15 protein-coding genes and 1 pseudogene are annotated in these 21,765 nt (G+C 71.5%); 10 read left to right on the plus strand and 6 right to left on the minus strand.

The features are described from left to right. Nucleotides 1–8: 8 nt before the first annotated feature. Nucleotides 9–1,244: a glycosyltransferase family 4 protein gene (locus ACFQGL_RS02875; protein ID WP_377504854.1), complete on the plus strand. Its 1,236-nt coding sequence runs from the start codon at nt 9–11 to the stop codon at nt 1,242–1,244. Nucleotides 1,245–1,253: 9 nt separating this feature from the next. Here ACFQGL_RS02875 and ACFQGL_RS02880 read toward each other — a convergent pair whose 3' ends face one another. After that, nucleotides 1,254–2,537, minus strand: coding sequence for a glycosyltransferase (locus tag ACFQGL_RS02880; RefSeq protein ID WP_377504857.1), 1,284 nt, complete (start codon nt 2,535–2,537; stop codon nt 1,254–1,256). Then, the gene (locus tag ACFQGL_RS02885; protein ID WP_377504860.1) at nt 2,534–3,631 is read right to left on the minus strand and encodes a glycosyltransferase family 4 protein; all 1,098 of its coding nucleotides are present in this window, start codon (nt 3,629–3,631) and stop codon (nt 2,534–2,536) included. The genes ACFQGL_RS02880 and ACFQGL_RS02885 overlap by 4 nt, the downstream gene beginning before the upstream one ends. Before the next feature lie 623 nt (nt 3,632–4,254). Between ACFQGL_RS02885 and ACFQGL_RS02890 the strand changes: the two are divergent. Continuing rightward, nucleotides 4,255–4,977 (plus strand): annotated as a pseudogene (locus tag ACFQGL_RS02890) (glycosyltransferase); the annotation flags it as partial. A gap of 68 nt (nt 4,978–5,045) precedes the next feature. Here ACFQGL_RS02890 and ACFQGL_RS02895 read toward each other — a convergent pair. Both ACFQGL_RS02895 and ACFQGL_RS02900 read right to left on the minus strand, forming a co-directional pair. Further along, nucleotides 5,046–5,744, minus strand: coding sequence for an acyltransferase (locus ACFQGL_RS02895; protein WP_377504863.1), 699 nt, complete (start codon nt 5,742–5,744; stop codon nt 5,046–5,048). Beyond that, nucleotides 5,744–6,145, minus strand: a complete 402-nt coding sequence (locus ACFQGL_RS02900; protein ID WP_377504866.1) for a DapH/DapD/GlmU-related protein — start codon at nt 6,143–6,145, stop codon at nt 5,744–5,746. The genes ACFQGL_RS02895 and ACFQGL_RS02900 overlap by 1 nt, the downstream gene beginning before the upstream one ends. A 236-nt stretch (nt 6,146–6,381) precedes the next feature. Between ACFQGL_RS02900 and ACFQGL_RS02905 the strand changes: the two genes are divergently transcribed. The 6 genes from ACFQGL_RS02905 to ACFQGL_RS02930 all read left to right on the plus strand — a co-directional run bounded on the left by ACFQGL_RS02905 (nt 6,382) and on the right by ACFQGL_RS02930 (nt 15,140). Next, nucleotides 6,382–7,482 carry an ATP-grasp domain-containing protein gene (locus ACFQGL_RS02905; protein ID WP_377504869.1) on the plus strand — a complete coding sequence of 367 codons (1,101 nt, stop codon included), beginning with the start codon at nt 6,382–6,384 and terminating at the stop codon, nt 7,480–7,482. Nucleotides 7,483–7,672: 190 nt separating this feature from the next. Next, nucleotides 7,673–8,875: a DegT/DnrJ/EryC1/StrS family aminotransferase gene (locus ACFQGL_RS02910; RefSeq protein ID WP_377504872.1), complete on the plus strand. Its 1,203-nt coding sequence runs from the start codon at nt 7,673–7,675 to the stop codon at nt 8,873–8,875. 252 nt (nt 8,876–9,127) lie between these two features. Next, complete coding sequence (locus ACFQGL_RS02915; protein WP_377504874.1) at nt 9,128–11,002, plus strand: polysaccharide biosynthesis protein; 1,875 nt, start codon at nt 9,128–9,130, stop codon at nt 11,000–11,002. Nucleotides 11,003–11,221: 219 nt separating this feature from the next. Further along, nucleotides 11,222–12,559: a lipopolysaccharide biosynthesis protein gene (locus ACFQGL_RS02920; protein WP_377504877.1), complete on the plus strand. Its 1,338-nt coding sequence runs from the start codon at nt 11,222–11,224 to the stop codon at nt 12,557–12,559. A 17-nt stretch (nt 12,560–12,576) separates the two neighbouring features. Then, nucleotides 12,577–13,926 carry a glycosyltransferase gene (locus ACFQGL_RS02925; protein WP_377504880.1) on the plus strand — a complete coding sequence of 450 codons (1,350 nt, stop codon included), beginning with the start codon at nt 12,577–12,579 and terminating at the stop codon, nt 13,924–13,926. 20 nt (nt 13,927–13,946) lie between these two features. After that, nucleotides 13,947–15,140 carry a glycosyltransferase family protein gene (locus ACFQGL_RS02930; protein WP_377504883.1) on the plus strand — a complete coding sequence of 398 codons (1,194 nt, stop codon included), beginning with the start codon at nt 13,947–13,949 and terminating at the stop codon, nt 15,138–15,140. A gap of 37 nt (nt 15,141–15,177) precedes the next feature. Here the strand turns inward: ACFQGL_RS02930 and ACFQGL_RS02935 are convergent, their stop codons facing one another. Beyond that, on the minus strand, nt 15,178–16,482 hold the full coding sequence (locus ACFQGL_RS02935) for a hypothetical protein (RefSeq protein ID WP_377504886.1): 1,305 nt from the start codon (nt 16,480–16,482) through the stop codon (nt 15,178–15,180). A 400-nt stretch (nt 16,483–16,882) separates the two neighbouring features. Beyond that, the gene (locus tag ACFQGL_RS02940) at nt 16,883–18,217 is read right to left on the minus strand and encodes an O-antigen ligase family protein (protein ID WP_377504889.1); all 1,335 of its coding nucleotides are present in this window, start codon (nt 18,215–18,217) and stop codon (nt 16,883–16,885) included. A gap of 310 nt (nt 18,218–18,527) precedes the next feature. On the opposite strand from ACFQGL_RS02940, the gene ACFQGL_RS02945 reads away from it, so the two are divergent. Further along, complete coding sequence (locus ACFQGL_RS02945; protein WP_377504892.1) at nt 18,528–20,534, plus strand: heparinase II/III domain-containing protein; 2,007 nt, start codon at nt 18,528–18,530, stop codon at nt 20,532–20,534. Beyond that, complete coding sequence (locus ACFQGL_RS02950) at nt 20,531–21,736, plus strand: glycosyltransferase family 4 protein (RefSeq protein WP_377504895.1); 1,206 nt, start codon at nt 20,531–20,533, stop codon at nt 21,734–21,736. The genes ACFQGL_RS02945 and ACFQGL_RS02950 overlap by 4 nt, the downstream gene beginning before the upstream one ends. Nucleotides 21,737–21,765: the final 29 nt, after the last annotated feature.

Genomic DNA, 21,765 nt, shown 5'->3' on the forward strand with positions numbered 1-21,765 from the left:
CCGGGCACATGCGAATCGGACTGATCAGTCAGTGGTACCCGCCGGAGAGCACCTTCGTGCCGGGTCAACTGGCCAGGGAACTGGCCCGACGCGGGCACGACGTACGGGTGCTGACCACCTTCCCGAGCCTGCCGCTCGGGCGGACCTATCCCGGCTGGCGGCAGCGCTGGAACCATCGGGCGACCGACCAGGGGGTGACCGTGCGCCGGGTGCCGTCGTACCCGAGCCACGACCGCTCCGGTCTGCGCCGGGCGGCGAGCTACCTCTCGTTCGCGGCCACCAGCACCCTGGCCGCCCCGCGACACCTGCGCGGCGTCGACGCGCTCTACGTCTACCATCCGCCGCCCACCGCGTACGCCGCCGCCGGCCTGCTGCGCCTGCTGCGGGGCGTACCGACCGTGCTGCACGTGCAGGACCTGTGGCCGGAGTCGGTGACGACCTCCGGGATGGCCCCGTCCGGGCTGGCGGGCCGGGCGCTGGACCGCCTGCTCACCGCGACCATGCGCCGGATCTACCACTCCTGTGCGGGCCTCGCGGTGATCGCGCCGGCGATGGCCGAGCAGGTGATCGAGCGGGGCGTGGACCCGGGTGCGGTGCGTACCGTGTTCAACTGGACCGACGAGGCGCTGTTCCGGCCGGTGGCCGGCACCGACGCGGCCCGTACGACGATCGGTCACCGGGGCCGGACCACGGTGATGTTCGCCGGCAACCTGGGCCTGTTGCAGGGCGTCGACGTGGCGATCCGGGCGGCGGCGGCCGTGCCGGACGCGGTGGACCTGGTCTTCGTCGGCACCGGGCTGGGCGCGGAGCAGGCCCGGCAGCTCGCCGACGAGCTGGGCGCGGACAACGTCCGGTTCCTCGGCCGCCGTCCCGCCGCCGAGATGGCCGACCTGTACGCCGCCGCCGACTACCAGTTGGTCATGCTGCGTGACCTGCCCTGGCTGCGCGGGACGGTGCCGTCGAAGTTGCAGGCCGCGCTGGCCTGCGGTGCCCCGGTGCTGATGTCGGCCGACGGCGACGCGGCCCGGTTGGTCACCGAGGGCCGGGCCGGCCTGCTCTGCCCGCCGGACGACTGGCGGGCGCTGGCCGACCAGTTCGTCGCCGCGGCCGGGTTGCCGACCGAGCAGCGGGTGGCGATGGGCCGTCGAGGTCGCCAGCTCTATCAGGACCGGATGTCGCTGCGGGTCGGTGTCGACCAGATCGAGGACCTGCTCAGCAAGGCCGCGGCCGGCAGGCGGAGCTGATCCGGCCGATCAGCCCGCCCGTTCCCGGACGGCCGCGCCGACGTCGGCGGGAGCGCCACGCTGGGCGTACGGCCCGGTCAGACCGGCGAGGAAGTCGTGCATCCGCCGGCCCTGGGCGGCCGGGCTGCGGGTCTCCCGCACGAAACGGGCCCCTCCCGCCCCGAGCGCTCGCGCCTGCCCCGCCGGCAGGTCCAGCACCCGGCCGATCGCCCCGCGCAGTCCGTCGACGCTGTCCGGTTCGGCATAGGACAGCCACGGCGAGTACTCGGCCGGGATCCCGGACAGTCGGGTGCTCACCACCGGCACACCGGTGGCGAGGTACTCGATGATCTTCGACGGGAACGACCAGCGGACGAAGTCCTGGCCCACCGGGCGTGGGTTCACCAGCACACTCGCGCGGGTCAGCCGGGGCAGCAGCTCCGCCCGGGGCAGCAGCTCGGGAGCCAGGATGCGGCGGTCCACGGCGGCCTGCTCGCGCAGCCACTCGACCAGCTCGCCCCGGCCGTACAGGCACAGCCGCAGGTCGTCCCCGGGCAGACCGCGGAACGCCTCGACGAGCCGGTCGACGCCGTACGCGCGGCTGAGCCCGCCCGCGTAGACGATGTCCCGGGTCGCCCCGGCGCCCGCGGTCGGATCGTCGTCGGCCCGGGCCGGCTCGGCCGCGCAGATCCCCTCCATCACCAGCCGGGGACGGCCGGGGGCGAAGTCGTCGGCGAGCGCGGGTGTCAGCGCGATCACCCCGGAACAGCGGGCGAGCGCCGCCCGGACCAGCGCGACGTCGAGCCCACGCAGCAGCCGGACCAGCCGGCCGTCGGTGGGCAGCGCGACACCCGGTGGGTCGGTGAGCACCGGCACGACCCGGACGCCGCGGCGCCGGGCACCCAGCACCCCGAACCACAGGAAGGGCGAGTGCACCCCGTGCACCAGCAGCACGTCGGTGTTCCGTTCCCGCAGCGCCCGGCTTCCGGTCCGCCAGGCGGCCACGAAACGGGTCAGGTGCTTGAGGCCGAGCAGGTTGACGAACGCCAGCAGTTGACCGTCCACGTCGTCCTGCCGGAAGGTGCCGGCGCGGAAGCGGATCTGGCGGTTTCCTGGCCAGCCGGACACCGGCGCGGCGGAGAGCATGTGCACCGGACAGTCGGCGGCGCGAAGGCCACGGACCAGAGCCCAGGCGAAGGTGTGGGTCTGTGTGGGCATGATGCGGTCACGCGCGATGATCTCGGCGAGCACGTCGTCCGGCACGGTGAAGCCCAGCAGCGTCACTCGTGGACCGAGTCGCCGCTCCCCGCTCACTCCCCGATCACCCGCTGGTAGACGCGGTCCAGGGAACCCAGCATGACGTCGAGGCTGTAGCCCTCGGCCACCACCTTGCGGCCCAGATCCCCCAGGTGGTTCCGCTCGGCGGGGTCGTCGAGCAGCGGTGCCAGCGCGGCGGCCAGCGCGTCCGGGTCGCCCGCCGCCACCAGACGGCCGCCGCCGGAGCGCAACACCTCCACGTTGCCGCCCACCGCGGAGGCGACCACCGGCAGCCCGTGCGCCATCGCCTCCAGCAGCGCGTTGGAGAGGTTCTCGTGCAGGGTCGGGAAGACGAAGAGGTCCGCCGCAGCGAGCAGGTCGGGCACGTCGAGCCGGTTGCCGAGCAGGCGTACCTCGACCTCGCCGGCATCGGCCAGCGCGGCCGAGACCCCGGCCCGGTCGGGTCCGTCGCCAGCGACCAGCAGCACCCTGCGCGCGGCCGACGACTGCGAGCGGGCGGCGGACGGCGGCAGCCGGCGCAGCGCATCGGCCAGGACACCGAATCCCTTCTCCCAGGTCAGTCGCGACACCGCGATCATGGCCACGTCGTCGGGGCGTAGCCCCAGGTCGGCGCGGAGGCGGTCCCGGGCCGCGCGCGGGCGTGTCGGCAGCGGAACACCGTTGGGGATCACCCCGACGAACTTCGGACCCAGGCCGCGGAGGAAGTCCCGGCCGGCGGCGTACTCGCAGACGGTGCCGACGTGGGTGGCCAGCCGCAGCGTCGCGGGCTCGGCCCCGTGCACGAGCGCCCGACGCTTCCAGGCCCGCCCGGGCTGACCGAGGTCACGTACCGTGCCGTGCACGGTGACCAGGACGCGCGGGCAGCCGGCGAGGCGGGCGGCGAGCACTCCGTGGAAGCCCTCGTTCTGCAACCCCCGCACGTGCACCAGGGCGGGTCGGACCCGGCGCAGCAGCCGCACCCACTTTCGCAGCAGCGGTACGTTCAGGCCACCGTTGCCCGCGTCCTGGTGCATCCGGACGAACTCGTACCGGTTGGCCAGGGGCGAGGCGAGCACCCGCTGCACGGCGGTCAGCGGACCGTTGGCCCCCGGGGTTCCGGCCGAGTGCTGCACCACCACCGGCCGCGTCACGGCTCGGCTCCGACCGGTGCCGGACGGCACCGGTGCTCGCACACGGCGAGACGCTGCATGGCCCCCCATTTCGACGACGGCTCGGCGACGAGCCGATGCCGCCTGCCGACAGCACATGTACGGCAACTGCGGCACACGCCGCGAGGTGACGGCACGCCCTCCGGATCGCCGCCTAGACTAAACGGCCATATCGGTTAATTGACCTGAGTCTCCCAAGGGGGAAGACCGTGGGCGAGTCCACCACCGTCGCGGGCCTGCTCCCCGCCCCGCGGCCCGCCGCGACGCCGCAGATGCTGGCGCTGGCGGCCTACCGGTTTCCGCACGGCGACGCCATGTCCAACCGTCTGCTACAGCTGGCCCGCTCCGCCACCCCGCCGGGCGGCATGACCCTGGTGGTCAACGACTGGCCCGAGGACGGATCACGCCCGCCGGACGCACCGGACCTGCCGCCCGGCGTACGACTGATCGAGTTGCCCCGCCGCCGCATCGGCGGCGGCGTACTGGGCCGCTGGCTGCACCGGAGCCTCCGCCCCCTGCGGGTGCTGGCCGCGCTGCGCCGAGTGGGAGTCCGTCCGGGTGAGCTGGCCGGCGTCTACCTGCCGCTCGGCCTGTTCAACCTCATCATGTGGGCGGTGCTCCGGGCGGCGGTTCGCTGCCCGGTGACCGTGGACGTCCTGGAGCGGCACGATTCGGCACAGTTTCCCCGAGGGTGGCTGACGCCCTACTTCGTCCGGCACCGGTGGGCATCGTTTCTGGCCGGGCGACTCGCGGACCGGATCATCGCCATCTCCGAAGCGTTGGAGCGGCACTTCGTCAGCCGGGGCCGCCCGACACTGGTGGTGCCGCCGCAGGTGGACCGCGCCGACTTCGCCGACCCCGCGCCGCCCTCGCTCGACGACGGGCTCCGGCTGCTCTACGCCGGTTCGGCCGGCGCCAAGGACCAGTTGGCCGTGGTGCTGGAGGGGATCCGTCGCCTCGCACCCGACGACCGTGCCCGGGTGCATCTGGCGATCGCGGGGATCAGCCGGGAGCAGGCGGGTCGCCTGTCCGACCTGGAGGAGGCCGGCCCCGCCGACCTCGACGACCAGGTCAGCTTCCTCGGCCGGATCCCGCGGGACCGGGTGCTCGCCGAGCTGCGCCGGGCACACTTCTCGGTCCTGGTCCGCCCGGCGGTCGGATACGCGCAGGCGGGCTTCCCGTCCAAGGTGCCGGAGAGCCTGACCGCCGGCTGCCCGGTGCTGCTCAACCACACCAGTGATCTCCGACGCTACGTCGTGGACGGCCGGGAGGGCATCGTGCTCGACGGCTCGGGTGCCGAGGACGTCCGGCGCGGGATCGAGCGGGCGCTACGGCTCGACGACCCGGGCTGGTGGGCGATGAGCCGCGCGGCCCGCGAGCGGGCACACTGCTTCGACTACCGGGCCTGGAGGCCGGTGGTCAGCGACTTCGTCACCGGCGTCGAGCGCGGCTCGGGCACCGGCAGTTCGGCCAGAGCGGCCAACTCGGCGGTGGACAGTCGCCGGTCCGGCGGATAGAGCTGCCGCTCGTGGGCCCGGATGGTCTCCACCGGCCAGCGCAGACGGATCACCCGGGCCGGGTTGCCGGCGGCAACCGCGTACGGCGGCACCGATCGCGTGACGATCGCGCCGGCGCCGATCACCGCGCCCCGGCCGATGGTCACGCCGTGCAGGATCACCGCCCGGGTGCCCACCCAGACGTCGTCGCCGACGGTCACACCCTGGTCGTGGGCGTCGTCGCCGGGCGACTTCTCGACCGCGATCATCGGCACACCGACCTGGTCGATGCGGTGGTTGCCGCCCCGGATGGTCACCTCGGGGCCGAACATGACGTTGTCACCGATCCGGATCCGGGCGCGGGCCGCCATCAGGATCGGCCGGTAGCCGAGATCCACGTTGTGCCCGACCTCGATCGTCTCGCAGGTGTAGACACCGTCGGGATCGAACGTGAAGTTGTCGCCACGGGCAGCGAACCGGCCGGCCAGCGCGAAGCCCCGGACGGCCCGACGGGCCCGGACGCCGGTGGACAGGAGGCGGTCGAGCGCCACGATCACCGGGCCGATGACGGCGCCGCGCGGGCCCGCCGCCACCCGCATCAGAAGCCCGCCCGGCCCGCTCCGGCCCGCTCCGGCACCCCGTAGACCTGGCGGATCACGGCGGCCTTCTCGGCGGCCGGCAGACGACCGCAGCCCAGCGACCGTGCCCGCAACCGCTCTGGGTAGTCGTCCACGCTACGGATGACACGGGCCGGCACCCCGGCCGCGACGCTGTCGTCCGGGATGTCCCGGGTCACCACCGAGCCGGCACCGATCACGCAGCGGTTGCCGATGGTCACACCGGCGAGGATGGTCGTGCGTACGCCGAGATGGACGTCGTCACCGACGCGGATCCGCCCTCGCAGGTCGACGCCGAGGGACCGGGCGAATCCCTCCGGGGCCAGGGCGGCGGCCCAACGGTCGCGCAGCGCCAGCCGTACGCCGTGCAGTGCAGTGAGCATCTGCCTCACCCTCCGCGGTCACCGGTCAACTGCGCATCCACGGTAGACCGGTCGACTCGGCCAATTGGCCAAATATCCTTAAAGTCGCCTATTTAGCGATGCAACCCGAATGCTTTACACACTCCAGCAAGGGGGTTCGCCTAATTTTATAATGATTTGGTAATCAGTGTCCGCTTCGTCGCTACCCTGGTCCGCACGGCACCGCACCCCGAGCCGCCCCAGGCAGGGAGACCGAGATGACCAGAATCCTGATGCTGACCGACTACCGGGGCACGTTCTACTCCACCGCCCGGACGCGGCACGGTCTGTGCACGATGGACGTCGACAGGATCGTCGCGTACTTCACCCGCGCCGGCCTCGAACCCGAGGTGACCCGGTTCGCCGACCTGGACCTCAGCGACGATCTGCGTGGGGTGCCGGTGCTCTACACCTCGTCGGAGGACCGCGGGCTGCACTACAAGAGCTGGATCGAGGACCTGGTGCTGTCGCTGGAGACCGCCGGCGCGCAGACCATCCCGGGCTACCGCTACCTGCGCGCACACCACAACAAGGTGATGATGGAGGCCCTACGCACCCGACTCTTCCCGCAGGACGCCCGCTTCCTCGGCACCCGCACCTTCGGCACCTACGAGGAGCTCGCGGCGACGGAGCTGGACGGGCCGTGGCCGAAGGTGCTCAAGTCGGCGTACGGCGCCGGGTCGCAGTTCGTGGCTCGTGCGACGGACCGGCGTGAGCTGCTGCGCACCGCACGTACCCTCAGCGAGACCCAGGACCGCGGCGAAGCCGTCCGCGAGCACGGCCGGCGCCTGCTGCGGCGCGACCACCATCCCCGCTCCCTGCACCGACAGAAGTTCCTGGTGCAGGCAATGGTTCCGGGGCTGACCGGGGACTTCAAGGTGCTCCGGATGGGTGAGCGCTACTACACGCTCTACCGCCGCAACCGTCCCGGCGACTTCCGGGCCAGCGGCAGCGGCGACTTCGACGTGCGGGACATGGCAGGCGTCGACCGGGACGCGCTGCTCGACTACGCCGAACAGGTCTCCGACGCCCTCGGCACCCCACTCACCTCGCTGGACATCGCCCACGACGGTGACCGCTTCCATCTGATCGAGTTCCAGTGCCTGCACTTCGGCACGGTCACCGCCGAGAAGTCGACCGGCTACCACCTCCGGGCCGGCGACACGTGGCGACACATCGAGGACGAGTGCGACATCGAGGCGGTGTTCTGCGAGGCGATCGTGGGGCACCTACGGCGCTCGGGGCCGCCCCTGCCCCGGCAGTCGCACGAGGCGGCCACGTCGGCCCGTTCCGTCGCCCCCCGCCCGGCGAGCCATTGACATCGTTGCTACGCCGCCGCGCGGTCCGGTGAGCGCAGGGTCGCGGATGGCGGCTCTGGCCGTGTCCACCTGGGGTCTTTGACGGTTTACCAGCCGAATGCTGACTGGCCGCGAGCATTCGACGCTTCTGCGCCGTTTGGTTTCGCGTGACGCCGGCAAGCGAATTGTCCCCTGTCGCGGAGGTCGCAACATGCCGGTGCCTGACGGTCTCGTGGATGCCGCCGATTCCGCGCTCGGCCAGGACCCGAGCGGCACCGTGCACCTGTCGCCGCCCGACATCGGTCCGCTCGAAGAGTCGTACCTGGTCGCCGCCCTGCGCTCGGGTTGGGTCGCACCGGTCGGCCCGGACCTCCAGGCGTTCGAACACGACGTCGCCGAACGGGTCGGCACCGAGGGCGCCGTCGCCGTCAACTCCGGGACGGCCGCTCTGCACCTGGCTCTGCTCGGTGTCGGAGTCGGCCCCGGCGACGTGGTCATCGTGCCCACCCTCACCTTCGTCGCCACCGCCAACGCGGTGCGGTACATCGGCGCGCGCCCGGTCTTCGTCGACTGCGACCCCCGGACCGGAAATGTCGACGTCGGGCTCGCCGCCGACCTGCTGCGTCGGCTGCGCGCTCAGGGCGAGCGGGTCGGCGCGATCGTCCCGGTGGACATGTTCGGCAGCTGTGCCGACTACCGCAGCCTGGTCCCCATCTGCGCCGACGCCGAAGTCCCGCTGGTGGAGGACGCCGCGGAGGCGCTCGGCGCCGGCCATGGGGGGCAGCCCGCCGGCTCCTTCGGGCGCGTCGGCGCGCTGTCCTTCAATGGCAACAAGATCATGACCACCTCCGGCGGAGGAATGCTGGTGTCCGACGACACCGCGCTCCTCGCCCGGGCTCGCCACCTCGCCACGCAGGCTCGCGAACCGGCGCGGCACTACGAGCACCGGGAGATGGGCTACAACTACCGACTCAGCAACCTTCTCGCGGCACTCGGTCGGGCCCAGTTGGTCCGGCTGGACGGAATGATCGCCCGACGCCGCCAACTGCGCGACCACTACGCCAAGCTCTTCGCCCCCGTGCCCGGCGTCGGGGTGCTCGGCGTCGAGGACGACGAGTCCAACTGCTGGCTCACCGTCGTCACCGTCGAGCACGAGCAGTGCGGTTGGCGGGCGGACGACCTGGCCGCCCACCTGGCCGAGCGGGACATCGAGACCCGGCCGGTGTGGAAACCGATGCATCTGCAGCCGATGAACGCCGGCGCCCAGAGCCTGCTCACGGGCGCGGCGGAGCACCTCTTCACCCACGGGCTCACCCTCCCCAGCGGAAGCGCCCTGACCGAGCCGCAGATCACCCGGGTGTTCGCGGCCATCGACGAGTTCCTGCGGGTCCGGACCGGACCGTCCACGGCGTGACGGATCGCCCTCGTGGTGGTCGGGCAGCCGGGGCGGCGTGGGCGCTCCCCCACTCGACACGGAATGTGGCCGTTCAGGTGGTGGCGACGGGCGTACCGGTCGCCGTGTTCCGCCAGCGCGGCAAGGATTCGGTTATCCAGTTGCAAAACATCCAAACGCTTAAAGAATGGACGCAACAAGGATAAGGGCCGCAATTGGGCGTTCCCGCCACTCGCGGCGGAAGTAGTCGGGGGACGGACAGGAAGCGAGCACATGCTGCAGGACACAGAGCACAGGGAACGCGCGGACCGCTGGACGCGCTGGGCCAGGGGCCGCCGCCGCGCCACGGCCTTCCTCGCCACCGACACCGCCGCCTGGATCGGCGGTTTCGTCGCGGCCGCCTGGACCCGGTTCGAGTTTCAGCTACCCCCGGGCCAACTGGGCCGGGCCGCCGCGATCGGCGTGCTCGCGGCAGTCGTGCACGTGGCGGTGGTGGCGGTACGCCGGCTCCACTCCGGACGGCACCCACTGGGCAGCCTGCACGAGGCCCGGGGTGTCGCCGGCACCGCCATCCTGGCGGCCGCCATCGTGCTGCTCGGTCTGCTGCCGTCCGACGACCGGCCGGTACCGGCGAGCACCCCACTGGTCGGCGGCGCACTCGCCCTGCTCCTGATGCTCGGCGCCCGGTTCGCGTACCGGCACCGGCGGGACCTGTCCATGCGACCGGACGTCCGGTCGTCGACACCGGTGCTGCTGTTCGGGATGGGCGATGCCGGGCAGGAGTTGCTGCGGGCGATGCTCGGCGATCCGCGCGGCCGGTACCTGCCGGTGGGTGCCCTCGACGACGATCCGGACAAGCGCGACCTCCGCATCCGGGGGGTTCGGGTGCTCGGCGGACGGCGCGACGTGGGCGCCGCGGTGCGACGTACCGGCGCGGGGGCGATCATCTTCTCGGTGGCCAACGCCGACGCCGCGCTGATCCGCGAGATTCGCGAGGCCGCACTCGCGGCCGGCGCGGTGTTCAAGGTACTGCCCCCCGTGCGGGACCTGGTCGACCACCGGATCACCGTCACCGACGTCCGGGACGTGCAGATCGGCGATCTGCTCGGCCGCCGCCAGGTGGTCGGTGACCTGCCGCTGCGGACGAACAGCCTGACCGGGCGGCGGATCCTGGTCACCGGCGCCGGCGGGTCGATCGGCTCCGAACTCTGCCGTCAGGTGATGAAGGCCAACCCGGGTGAGCTGATGATGCTGGACCGGGACGAGTCGGCCCTGCACGGCCTTCAGATGTCGCTCGCCGGACGGGCCCTGCTGGACGGTCCTGAGCTGATCCTCGCCGATCTTCGCGACGACGAGGGCGTCCGACGGATCATCCGGGAACGCCGTCCGGAGATCATCCTGCACGCGGCGGCACTCAAGCACCTGACCCTGTTGCAGCGGCACCCGGGCGAGGCGGTCAAGACGAACATCTGGGGCACCCTGTCGGTGCTGGACGCCTGCCAGGACGTCGCCCGGTTCGTCAACATCTCCACCGACAAGGCGGCCAACCCGATCAGCGTGCTCGGTTACTCCAAGCGGATCACCGAGCAGCTGACCGCGCACGCCGCGTCCCGGTTTCCCGGGACCTTCCTGAGCGTCCGGTTCGGCAACGTGCTGAGCAGCCGCGGCTCGGTGGTGACGGCCTTCCAACGGCAGATCGAGCAGTCCCAGCCGTTGACCGTCACCCACCCCGAGGTCACCCGTTACCTGATGACCGTCCAGGAGGCGGTTCACCTGGTGCTCCAGGCCGCCGAGATCGGCCGGGACGGGGAGGCGTTGGTGCTGGACATGGGCGAGCCGGTCCGCATTGCCGACCTGGCCCGGCAGATGGCCGAGCAGGCGTCCAGCACGGTGCCGATCGTCTACACCGGCCTGCGCCCCGGGGAGAAGCTGCACGAGGACCTGCTCGGCACCGGTGAGACCGACACCCGACCGTTCCACCCGCTGGTGTCCCACGTGGCGGTGCCGCCGCTCGACCCGATCGAGGTGAGCGGACTCGACCCGTACGACGATGCGGCGAAACTCACCGAGCACCTCGCGCTGCTCTGCGCCCAGCCGATCGAGCCGACGGTGGACGGTCCGGTGGGCGTACCTCTGCAGTCGCGTTGATCGACCCCGCACCCAAACGCCCACGACGTCAGTTATGTCGGTGAGGAAGCCTCAGCGTGAGGCCGCGTCGCGGCATCCGCAGCGCAGGCGAATCCCTCCGCCGCAGATCGATAGGACCGAACGATGCGGGCCCCCGACAGCAGGTTCGAGTGGCAAGATCAGCCGGCCGCCGCCGCATCACCCGAGCCTGGGCTCGCCGTGCGGACCGTTGAGCCACCGGTGCCAACCACCTCCGCTCCCCCGACCCCGACCCCGACCCCGAGTCGGGGTCGCCGACTGCTGTCCTGGATCGCCACCGCGGCACTGAGCCGGGCGGTCAGCGCTGTCGTACCGCTCGTCCTCCTTCCGGTGACCCTGTCGTACCTGGGCACCGATCTGTACGGGCTCTGGGCGGCGGTCCTCGCCGTCACCGGGATGGTCGCCTTCGCCGACCTGGGCGTCGGCCTCGGACTGATGACCAGGCTCGCGCCCTGCCGGGTGGACGGTGACTCGGCCACCGCCCGGCGGTACGTGTCCAGCGCGTACGCCGCAGTGTGCGGCGTCGCGCTGCCCGCGTGCGGCCTGCTCTGGCTGCTCGGCGGGTTCGTACCGTGGCCGGTGCTCTTCAACGCCACCGGGGCGGCGGCGCGGGACGCGCACCTCGTCGCCCTGGTCTGCCTGACTGCTTTCCTGCTCAACATCCCACTGTCGCTGGTCGCCCGGGTGCAGTACGCCTATCAGCAGGTGGCGATCAGCAACATCTGGCAGGCGGCCGCGAGCGCGCTCTCGCTCCCACTCGCGCTCGGCGCGGTGTACGCGAAACTCCCCCCCATTGCGGTCATCGCCTGCATCGCGGTCTCCCCGCTCCTGGTCAACATCGCCAACACGGTGTGGACGTTCGGCTGGCGTCTGCCACACCTGGCGCCTCGCCTGCGGTTCGTCGACGGCCGCGGAATTCGTGACCTGTTCGGCCTGGGCGGCCTGTTCTTCCTGGTGACGCTGGTGATGGTTCTGGCGGACAACGCCGACCCGTTGATCATCGCGCACGTCCTGGGGCTGGCCAGCGTCACCGCGTACGCGGTGCCGGCCCGAGTGTTCACCCAGCTCGGTGCACTCGTGACGCTGGTCAACCAGCCGCTGTGGCCGATGCACGGCGAGGCCCTGGCGCGCGGGGATCTCGAATGGGTGCGCCGGACCGTTCGTCGCATGACGATCGTCTCGACGCTCGTCGCACTGGTGCCCTCGACCCTGCTGGTGCTGTTCGGCGAGCAGTTCTTCGCCGCATGGCTGCCGATCCCGATCGGGAACCGCTCCCTCCTGCTGGGGCTCGGTTGCTGGTGGATCGTGCTGGCCGCGATCTCCCCGCGGTTCATGGTGCAGAACGCGGCCGGCGTCGTACGCCCACAACTGTGGGGATATCTGTTGTATCTACCGATTTCCATTCTCGGAAAGCTGTTCGGCGTGCACTGGCTGGGAGTGTCCGCGGCGCCGTTCATCGCCGTCGTCGTCTACAGCCTGACGGTCGTCCCGGCCGCCATCTACGGCTACCGGCGCGCACTGACCCCGCGAACCACCTGAGAGAGGCGGACGTACCGATGCTGTTGGACGAGGAATTCCCGCGGGTGCTGGTGGTGAGCCACACGCCCTTCAGCCGCGTCAGCGGCACCGCCATGACCCTGTCGAATCTCTTCTCCGGCTGGCCCAAGGACCGCCTCGGGCAGGTGCACACCGGGAACATCACGCCGTCGACGGAAGTGTGCGAGAACTTCTTCCACTTCCCGCCGCGCGACCACTACCTGCCCATCCAGTACTACTCCATGCGGATGTTGGGGTGGAACGGTCAGACGCCGCTGCAACAAAGCCGGCCGATCGCCGCCGTACACGCCGCGGCGGAGAGCCGTGCCACCGTGGCCAAGGTCTACGCGCAACTGCGCGCGAGCGCCGATCTCAGCCCGATCCGTGTCCCGCCGGCGCTGATCGACTGGATGCGTGACTTCCGCCCCGACGTCGTCTACTCGATGCTCGGCAGCGTTCGCCTGACGAGGATCACCGCTCTCGCGGCGCGCACCTGCGACGTTCCCGTCGTGCCGCACTTCACCGACGACTGGCCGGCGACCCTGCACGCCAACGGCGAGCTCTTCGGCCGGGCCACCCGATCCGTCCAGGACACGATCGCCCGGCTCATCCGCCTGGCCCCGCTCGGCATGGTGATCAGTCAGCCGATGGCCGACGAGTACGCCCGGCGGTACGGGATCCCGTTCAGCGCCTTCGCGAACTGCGTCGACGAGACCTTCTTCGCCGCGCCCCGGGGCGCGGCGAATCGGCAGGGGACGACGGAGCTGGTCTACGTCGGCGCCCTGCACCTCAACCGCTGGGAGTCGCTGCGGGACATCGGCGCCGCGCTGGACACCCTGGCCGAGGCGGGTCTGCCCGTCCGGCTGACCATCCACGCGCCGGAGAAGGACCTCGCCCAGTACGCGAGACACTTCGCGCACCTGGAGCGGGTGCGGCTCGGGCCCTCGCTGGCCAGTGACGAGGTGCCCGCCGCGCTGCGATCCGCGGACGTCCTCGTCCACATCGAGTCCTTCGACCAGGAGATCCGGCGCTACACCCGCTACTCGGTGTCGACGAAGATCCCCCAGTACCTCGCGTCGGGCCGTCCCATCTTCGGCTACGGCCCCGCCGAGGTGGCGTCGATGAACCACATCCAGGAGGCCAACGCGGGTGTGATCGTCGGGACGAACGACGCCGCCGCCCTGGCCCGCGGCCTGACGGACCTCTGCCGCGACGCGGCGCTGCGGGAGCGGCTCGCCCGCAACGGGACTGACTTCGCCCGGCAGGAACACGCCAAGGACAGCGTGGCCGCGCGGTTCGCCGCCACGCTGCGCTCGGCGGCGCGATCCGGATCCGCCGCGTCCGAGGCCGCTCCCGGGCAACTGGCTTAGAGGCAGGTTGAGGTGCTGCGATGAGACATTCAGGATGGGTTGCCTGCGTAGGGCCGTTCCTCTTCCCGTGGGGCGAGGCAGGTTCACGACGGGTTCACGGTCTGGTGGCGTCGTTGGCCGCCGCCGGCCACGACGTGGTGGTCGCCAGCGGCGGCGCCGAGCCACGGACGTTGACCCCACTGCCGGGCGTCGACGGGCCGGGCTCGATCCGCCACATCGGCCTCGCGGAGAGGCCGCCGCCGGACGCCGGGCCGGTCGGCAGCTCGATCCAGACTCTGCTGCGGTGGGGCCAGCGCACCGCCCGTTGGCTCGATGCCCAACCGACCAAGCCGTCGCACGTCCTGGTGCACGGCGGTCAGGCCCAGTACATGTTCCATCTCCAGCGCTGGTGTCGTCGGCACCGGGTGCCGCTGATCGTCGACGTCGTCGACTGGTTCAACGGGCGCTACGTGCGCGGTGGCTACCTCGGCCCGCTGCACGCCAGCATGAAGCTGGCCATGCACCACTACTACCCGCGCTGCGACGGCATCATCGCGATCAGCTCCTACCTGGAAGATCACTACCGGCGCGGCGGCAAGCCGCTCCTGCGGGTGCCACCCACTCTCGACGTCAAGAGCCTGACGCTGGACGCCCGGCAGACACCGGGCGACTCGTCGCCCCTCACGCTCGCCTACGCCGGCAATCCGCACGGCAACAAGAAGGATCTCCTGGGCACCGTCATCGAGGCGGTGGACCGCGTCCAGCGCGACGGCGCGAGGGTCGAGTTGCGCATCTACGGCCCGACGCTGGACGAGGTGCGCGGCCTCTTCGGTGGCCGGTCGTTGCCGGACGGTGTGCGGTGTCTGGGTCGCCTACCGCAGGCCGAGGTCGCCGGCGCCCTGCAGGGAGCGGACTTCACGGTGCTCATCCGCAGGCCGGAGCGGGCGACGGACGCGGGCTTCTCGACGAAGTTCTGCGAGAGCCTGGCCAGTGGCACACCGGTGATCGCCAATCTCACCAGCGACATGGGGAGATACCTGCGCCCCAACCTTGAGGGCCTGGTCTGCCGGGACCACACGGTCGCGGAGGTCACCGAGGCGTTCCGCGCGGCGGCGCGGCTGAGCTCCGCGCAGCGGAGCGTCATGCGCCAGGCCGCGCGGAGCCAGGCGCTCGAGTCGTTCGACTACCGGGCGTACGCGGAGCCGCTCGGCAGGTTCTTCCGACACTGGAGCTGAGCCACCGACGTCCGGTGCCAGCTTGGCGTGCGGCCTCTCACCGCGCGGCGATCCAGGTAACGGATCCCGGGTCCGCGGGGAGCTCCCGATGCCCGCCGAAGAGCGACTGCAGGCCGTACAGGGCGAGGAGTGTGGCCATCCCGACGATGGAATCCGGCGCCATCCCGAGTTGGTTGTTCGCCGGCACGTAGATGATCAGAATGCAGAGCTGCGCGAAGATCAACGTTGGGACCACCCGTCGGGAGGACACCGCCGCGCGCCACGAGCCGGCGAAGAGCCACCCGACGAATCCCATGAACAACGCCGCACCCGGGAAGGTGAGGTCCGAGGCGAGCCAGGGATAGATGGTGGCCCAGTACTGGCGTGCCGGCCACCCCTTCTCGTGTTCCGTCCGGTCGGGGAAGGGCGGATGTTCGGACAGGTCCGCGTCGAAGGTCTGCTCAGCGAAGATCGCCGCGGACGGCGAGCTACCGAGGCCACGGGACCACTCGAAGGGCAGCTGCAGGTTGTAGGACAACCCGAGATAGCCGTGCGTCGGGTAGCCGATCATGGCGGCGATGCCCTCGGCCATCGGCGTACCCACCACACGTTCCACCGTGGGGTTCACGTGCACCACGTCGCCCGTGGTGCCGAACTCGTCCGCTCGCGTCGCGTGATTGTGGATCATGTAGCTGGCCAGGAGCACGAACGCCCCGACGACCAACAGGAGAGTCCTGCGACGTCGGGAGTAGGTCCGCGGCCGGTGCCGGAGCGACGCCCGTGCGATCAACATCCCCGCCGCGAGCATGATGACGACGTCGCCGAGCCCTTTCATGGTGCCGATGAAGAGGTAGAACGCGATGTGCGTCGCTGTTCCGACCAGCCCGGCGAGCCGCAACCAGCCGGACAGACTTCGCCAGTGCAGCACCAGCAGCGGGACGAGGGCCGCGCTGAGCACGCCGAGCGGAAACAGGATGTTCATCCACGGGCTCGTGCTCCCGGGACCCTGCTGATAGACATCGAACTTGTTCACGTACCCGGCGGCGGGCTCCTGAATGTTCGCCCACACGCTCTGCGGCCCGGTGGCGCCGAACTGGGCCAGCCGGGTCAGGTTCACGATGACGTAGTAGACGGCGCTGGCCAGGACCAGTTGACGCACCAGCCGGATACGGTCGATGGAGTGTGTCGGGGCGGCCACCGAGGGTGGGCGACGCGCCATCTGCGCCACGTACCCACCGGCGAAGAGCGCGGTCGCGGTGAGCACGAACGCGCAGAGCTGGCCCGGGTTCCCGACATCGCGGGCCAGCCTCGTCATCCAGAAAACGCCGAACGTGCCGAGCATCCACACCAAAGCCAGCACCAACGGGAGCCACGTCGCCGATCGACTCGTCGGCGCGCTGCGTTCCGCCGCCGCTTGCGGGTGTACGCGGCGCGCAGGCGGCGGCAATGCCGGAAGCCGCCAGTCGCCGAGCGGCGACCGGTGTCGGCCGTGGCTGATTCTGTCGACGGCGGTCACCGAGGACCACCCCCGGCCGTACGGCCAGCCCTGGGCGGTCGCGAGTCGACCCGGACGGGATTCCGAGATGGCACTCGCCGACCCTCCACACTGTTAGGCGCCCAACGACCCCGCGCGGTACGGCGTCGTGCGAGGGCGCGGTCCAGCGGCGGAGACGGCGCTGCACCATGCTGCGGGTCAACCGGCTGGCTGTCAGTAGTCACTGAACGAGCCAACGACCGTGGATTCGGCGGGTGATGGCCCGAGGTCAGTTGGAGACGGTGCCGCTCGCCACAGGCACCGGGGGACGCGCACCGAACCGGCCCGGCGGGCGGGTCACCCGCCGGGCCGGTTCGCCCTCCATCCGGCGGGCCGCGACCTGGACCGGCAGCATCGAGAGCAGGGCGAGTGCCAGCCACGGCCCCCGCTCGAACTCCCAGACTCCGGTCAGCCAGATCGGAAATCCACCCACCAGGAAGAGTCCGGCGATCCGGAGCCCGACCGGACACTGCGCGGCCCGCGTGGCGAGCACCGCTGCGAACAGGGCAGCAACGCCCAGCAGCCCCACCAGGCCCAGGTCCACGGCGACTGCGAGGACGGCGTTGTGCGGGCGGATTCCCAGCGGGTTCCCGAGTTCGAAGATCCCCGCGCCGCCGCCCACCCAGAGGGCGTCCCACCAGTAGGACGACGCGTACCGCCACATCTCGACGCGACTCAGCACGTCGCCGGTCGCCGCCGAACCGATGGTGCCGTCCGCCCACCGCAGCGCGCTCTGCCCCAGACCGAGTGGCACCGTCAGCAGCAGCGTCGGCACGACCGCCGCCGCGGCCACCCACATCGCGCGCGGAATGAGTTCGCTGAGCAGCGCGTACACCACGACGAGCAGCAGGGCGACCAGGGCGCCCTTGGTCCTGTTCAGGAAGACCCCGGACGCCAGCACCGGCAACGCGACGGTCAGACCGATCCTGACGAGCCGCGGTTGCGCACGGATCTTCAACAGACCCAGCGCCAGTACGAACGCGGTGACGCTCGAGTACGCCGTGAAGTTGATGTTGGTGCCCTCGATGCCGAAGCGCACGGCCATGTCCATCGCGCTGGCCCGTCCGCCGGGCCCGCGCGCCTCGATGATCAGGTGCCACGCGGCGATCGCGCACCCGACGATGTACGAACCCCCGACCGCGAGCAGGCGCCCCGGCGTCGTGGCGACGTGACGGACCGCGAGGAAGAGGACGCAGGCCGAGGTGTACGCGAGGGCCACGCTGCGCGTCTGCGCCACGTCACTGGTCCAGAGGACCGTCAGCTGTGCCCAGGCCGCAACCGCGACAGCCAGCACGTCGGGCAGCCGGGGACGGGGAATGCGGCAACTGACGAGGATCGCGGCGGCCGAGGCCGCAAGGACGATCAGCCAGGCGTTCGCCGAGGACGCCTGATAGGCCGCGACGCACAGCAGCCCGACGGCAAGGGTCGTCGCCGTCGTCCGCCAGCCTCTCTGCCCGCTCCCGGCCGGGGTAGCCGCAACCGCACCTCCGGGAGCGCTGCCGGCTCCGATCCGAGGCGACACCGGCGAGCGGGATCCGAGTTGCGACCGGAATTGCGATGTCAAGACCACTCCTCTTCGTTACTGAAGCGGCACCGGCGACGTTGGACACACGACAGACCGACGACCTGCCCGACCGGCACACACCAAAGCCGCAGAGCCCCGGGACGACCCGGGAGATGTGCGAAATGCCCGATTTGACCTGCAATTGCAGCTTCCCGGACCGGCGGCCGAAGGCGGGACGAAACGACAGAATTGCCGTCACGAGCCAATCGTCATTCGCGTTGCTGTGAGCTGCCCAAGCTCAGCACCCGGGCGCGGCCTCGCACTCACGCAGAGCGCAATCGCCCCCGTCGTCATGCCCGAGGGGAAGTTGATGGTGAAACCCGATCTCCGTGCGATCGCCGTGGACATGCGCGCCCTGGGCCTGTCGGCGCCGCTGCGCGCGGCGTACGAGGCGTCCAAGCGCAGCGGATTCCACGCCGTCCTGTTCCGCGGGGAAGCCCACCGGCACCATCCGGCCGCGCTGGTGCCACTGACCAACGTGCTGCCGATCGGCGACCGGGCGCGGCAGCGCTGCCTGGACGACGCCGCTCAGGTGCTGAACGAGGGCCTACGGGTCTTCGGGGGCCGGGTGGCCACGGGGGTGTCTGCACCCTGGGGCACCGACCCACTGACCGGGCGGCAGTGGCCGACGGACGACCCGTGGTGGCGCATCGACATCCGCTCGGAGGCTCGGCTGTCCGACGTGAAGTACACCTGGGAGGCGGGACGCCACCGCGACCTGGTCGTCCTGGCACGGGCGGCCCGCCTCGACCCGGTCGGCCCCTGGCAGGACGGCCTCACCGGCCTGCTCCGGGCCTGGTGCGCGGAGTCCCCGCCGGAGCAGGGCGTCAACTGGTACTCCAGCCTCGAACTCGCGCTGCGCGCGATCGCCTGGAACCAGATCCTGGCACTGGTCGGCGACCGGCTTCCCCGCGACGTCGTGACCGCCATGGAGCGACTGCTGCTGTCCAGCGCCCGGCACCTGATGGTCGAACTGCCCTACACGGTCAGCAGCATGCGCAACAACCACCTGCTCGGTGACGCCCTCGGGCTGATCCTGCTCGCCCGGATGTTTCCGACGGCCCGGCGCGCACGGTGGTGGGCGCGTACCGGCGAGAAGATGTTCGCGGCTCAGCAACGCCGGCACTTCGGACCCGACGGTCGCATGATCGAGGACTCGGTGTCGTACCACCGCTTCGTCCTCGAGATGCTCGTCGTGCGGGTGCTGCTCGGTGGCGCGCCGTCCAGCGTCCGCGACGCTCTGCGCGCGGCGAGCCTGCACCTGGCCCGGCTCGGCGTGTTCGACGGGGACGTCCCGCAGTACGGCGACTGGGACGAGGGACGGGTGCTCGCGTCCTCCGGCGACGCGCTCGACGTGGCCGGCTCGGCCGCGCTCGGGCTCGCGCTGTGCGGCGAGCGGCTACCGGCGAGGTGGTACGCCGACTTCGACGAGCTGGCGTGGTACGCGCCCACGCCGGACCGGGAGGCCACGGCGGAGCAGTTCACGCCGCCCACGCACACCCGACCCGGTGCGACGACCTCGGGAGGAATCGCGCTGGTCGACCGGGGCCCGTGGCGGGTGTGGTTCAAGGTGGACGGCGGCCCCTCACACGGCCACGCCGACCTGACCTCGGTCTGGGTCAAGCACGGCGGTCGGTGGTTGATCGCCGACCCGGGCACCGGCACCTACAACGGCCCGCTGGAGGTACGCAACGGGCTGCGTACCTCCGCCGCCCATCCGGTACGGCGCCCAGACGGGCGGGACCAACTCGTCCCCCATCGCGCGTTCCGCTGGCTCAACACCGGCCGTGGGCACCTCGGAGCACCGCTCGTTCTGCCCGATCGCACCATCGTCTTCGGTTGGCACGACGCGTACGCCCGTGGCGAGCACCCGGTCCGCGTCGGCCGCGCCGTCGTGGTGGCCGACGGGTACGTCGCGATCGTCGAGTTCGCCGACCCGCCGGCGGCCGCCGCCTCCTGGTCGCTCACGGTCCCGCTGCACCCCGAGGTCGCGGCGCGGGGCGACACGCTCATCGCCGGCGGAACCAAGGTCGGCCTCTTCGGCCTGGACGGGTACCAGGCGGTGCGCGGCCGGTCGGTGCCGTTCGCGGGCTGGCACAGCGGGACGTACGGGCGTTGGGAGCCGGCGACGTGGATCACGGCCGAGAGCCGGGCCGACACCGCCGTCTGGGGGCTCGGCGCGCCACCCGGGCCACCGCCCGACCCGAACGCACTCGACGGACTCGGCTTCCAGGTGACCTGGAGCGACGCCGGCGCCTGCCTCACCGTCACCGACCTCGGATCAGGGGAAGTCCACCACGTGCGAGCGCCGCGATGACAACACGCAGGGTCCTCGTCCTCAACCACTTCGCCGTACCCCCGGGTCATCCCGGCGGCACCCGGCACATCGAGTTGTTCAGCCGACTGCCCGGCTGGACACACGTGATCATCGCGGGCCGCCGCAACATGATCACCGGGCTGCCGCAGCTTCCGGAGCCGGGGTTCCATCCGGTCGCCGTGACGCCGTACCGGGGCAACGGCCTGGGCCGGGTGCTCAACTGGGCCAGCTACGCGGTGACGGCCACGGTGGCCGGCCTGCGGCAGCCCCGACCCGATGTGGTGTACGCGTCCTCGCCACACCTGCTGGCCGGTCTCTCCGGCTGCGTCGTGGCCACACTCCGGCGCAGGCCGTTCGTCCTGGAGGTCCGGGACCTGTGGCCACGGGTGCTCGTCGAGATGGGCACGCTGTCCGAGACGTCGGCGGCGTACCGGACGCTGGAGCGTCTGGAGCGGTTCCTCTACCGACGTGCCGATCGGGTGGTGATCATGGCACCCGGCGTACGGGCGGCGATCGAGGGCAAGGGCGTGGCACCCGAGAGGATCGCCTTCATTCCCAACGCGGCCGACCCCGACGACTTCGTCCCCAGTGGGGGCCGCGACGAGCTGCGCCGACGGTACGGGTTCACCCGCCGCACGGCGGTCTACGCGGGAGCCCACGGCCCGGCCAACGGTCTCGACCTGTTGTTGGCCGCCGCCCGGGCGGTGCCCGAGATCGACGTCGTGCTGGTGGGATCGGGTGTCGAGAAGGAGCGCCTACAGGCGGCGGCACTCGACATCCCCACCGTACGGTTCCTCGATCCGGTGCCGAAGACCGAGATCCCCGACCTCCTGCACGCCGCGGACGTCGGCCTGCACGTGCTCGCCGACGTCGAACTGTTCCGGTCCGGGGTCAGCCCCAACAAGGTGTTCGACTACATGGCGGCCGGGCTGCCGATCGTGACCAACAGCCCGGGTACGGTCGGCGACCTCGTCATGGGTGCGGACGCCGGGTACGTGACCCCGCCGGGGGACCTCGCCCACGGCCTCGCGCAGATGGTGCAGGCGAGTCCGGACGACCTGGCGAAGATGGGCGCGTCCGGCCGCCGGTGGATCCGGGAGAACCAGTCGCGCACGGCGATGTCGCACGCCCTCGGGCGCCTGCTCGCCCCACTGGTCGACGGCGGGGACGACCCGACGCGGCACGACGACGCGGCGCGCTGACCCGGGAGGGTCAGCGCCCGCCGCGCCGC

The organism is Micromonospora vulcania, assembly GCF_042658605.1.
Classification (GTDB): domain Bacteria; phylum Actinomycetota; class Actinomycetes; order Mycobacteriales; family Micromonosporaceae; genus Micromonospora; species Micromonospora vulcania.

Excerpts from the sequence above, each read along its gene's own strand:
- ACFQGL_RS02875 (WP_377504854.1), top strand. The coding sequence starts at position 9 with ATGCGAATCGGACTGATCAGTCAGTGGTACCCGCCGGAGAGCACCTTC.
- ACFQGL_RS02895 (WP_377504863.1), bottom strand. The coding sequence starts at position 5,744 with ATGCGGGTGGCGGCGGGCCCGCGCGGCGCCGTCATCGGCCCGGTGATC.
- ACFQGL_RS02900 (WP_377504866.1), bottom strand. The coding sequence starts at position 6,145 with ATGCTCACTGCACTGCACGGCGTACGGCTGGCGCTGCGCGACCGTTGG.
- ACFQGL_RS02905 (WP_377504869.1), top strand. The coding sequence starts at position 6,382 with ATGACCAGAATCCTGATGCTGACCGACTACCGGGGCACGTTCTACTCC.
- ACFQGL_RS02910 (WP_377504872.1), top strand. The coding sequence starts at position 7,673 with ATGCCGGTGCCTGACGGTCTCGTGGATGCCGCCGATTCCGCGCTCGGC.
- ACFQGL_RS02915 (WP_377504874.1), top strand. The coding sequence starts at position 9,128 with ATGCTGCAGGACACAGAGCACAGGGAACGCGCGGACCGCTGGACGCGC.
- ACFQGL_RS02925 (WP_377504880.1), top strand. The coding sequence starts at position 12,577 with ATGCTGTTGGACGAGGAATTCCCGCGGGTGCTGGTGGTGAGCCACACG.
- ACFQGL_RS02930 (WP_377504883.1), top strand. The coding sequence starts at position 13,947 with ATGAGACATTCAGGATGGGTTGCCTGCGTAGGGCCGTTCCTCTTCCCG.
- ACFQGL_RS02945 (WP_377504892.1), top strand. The coding sequence starts at position 18,528 with ATGGTGAAACCCGATCTCCGTGCGATCGCCGTGGACATGCGCGCCCTG.
- ACFQGL_RS02950 (WP_377504895.1), top strand. The coding sequence starts at position 20,531 with ATGACAACACGCAGGGTCCTCGTCCTCAACCACTTCGCCGTACCCCCG.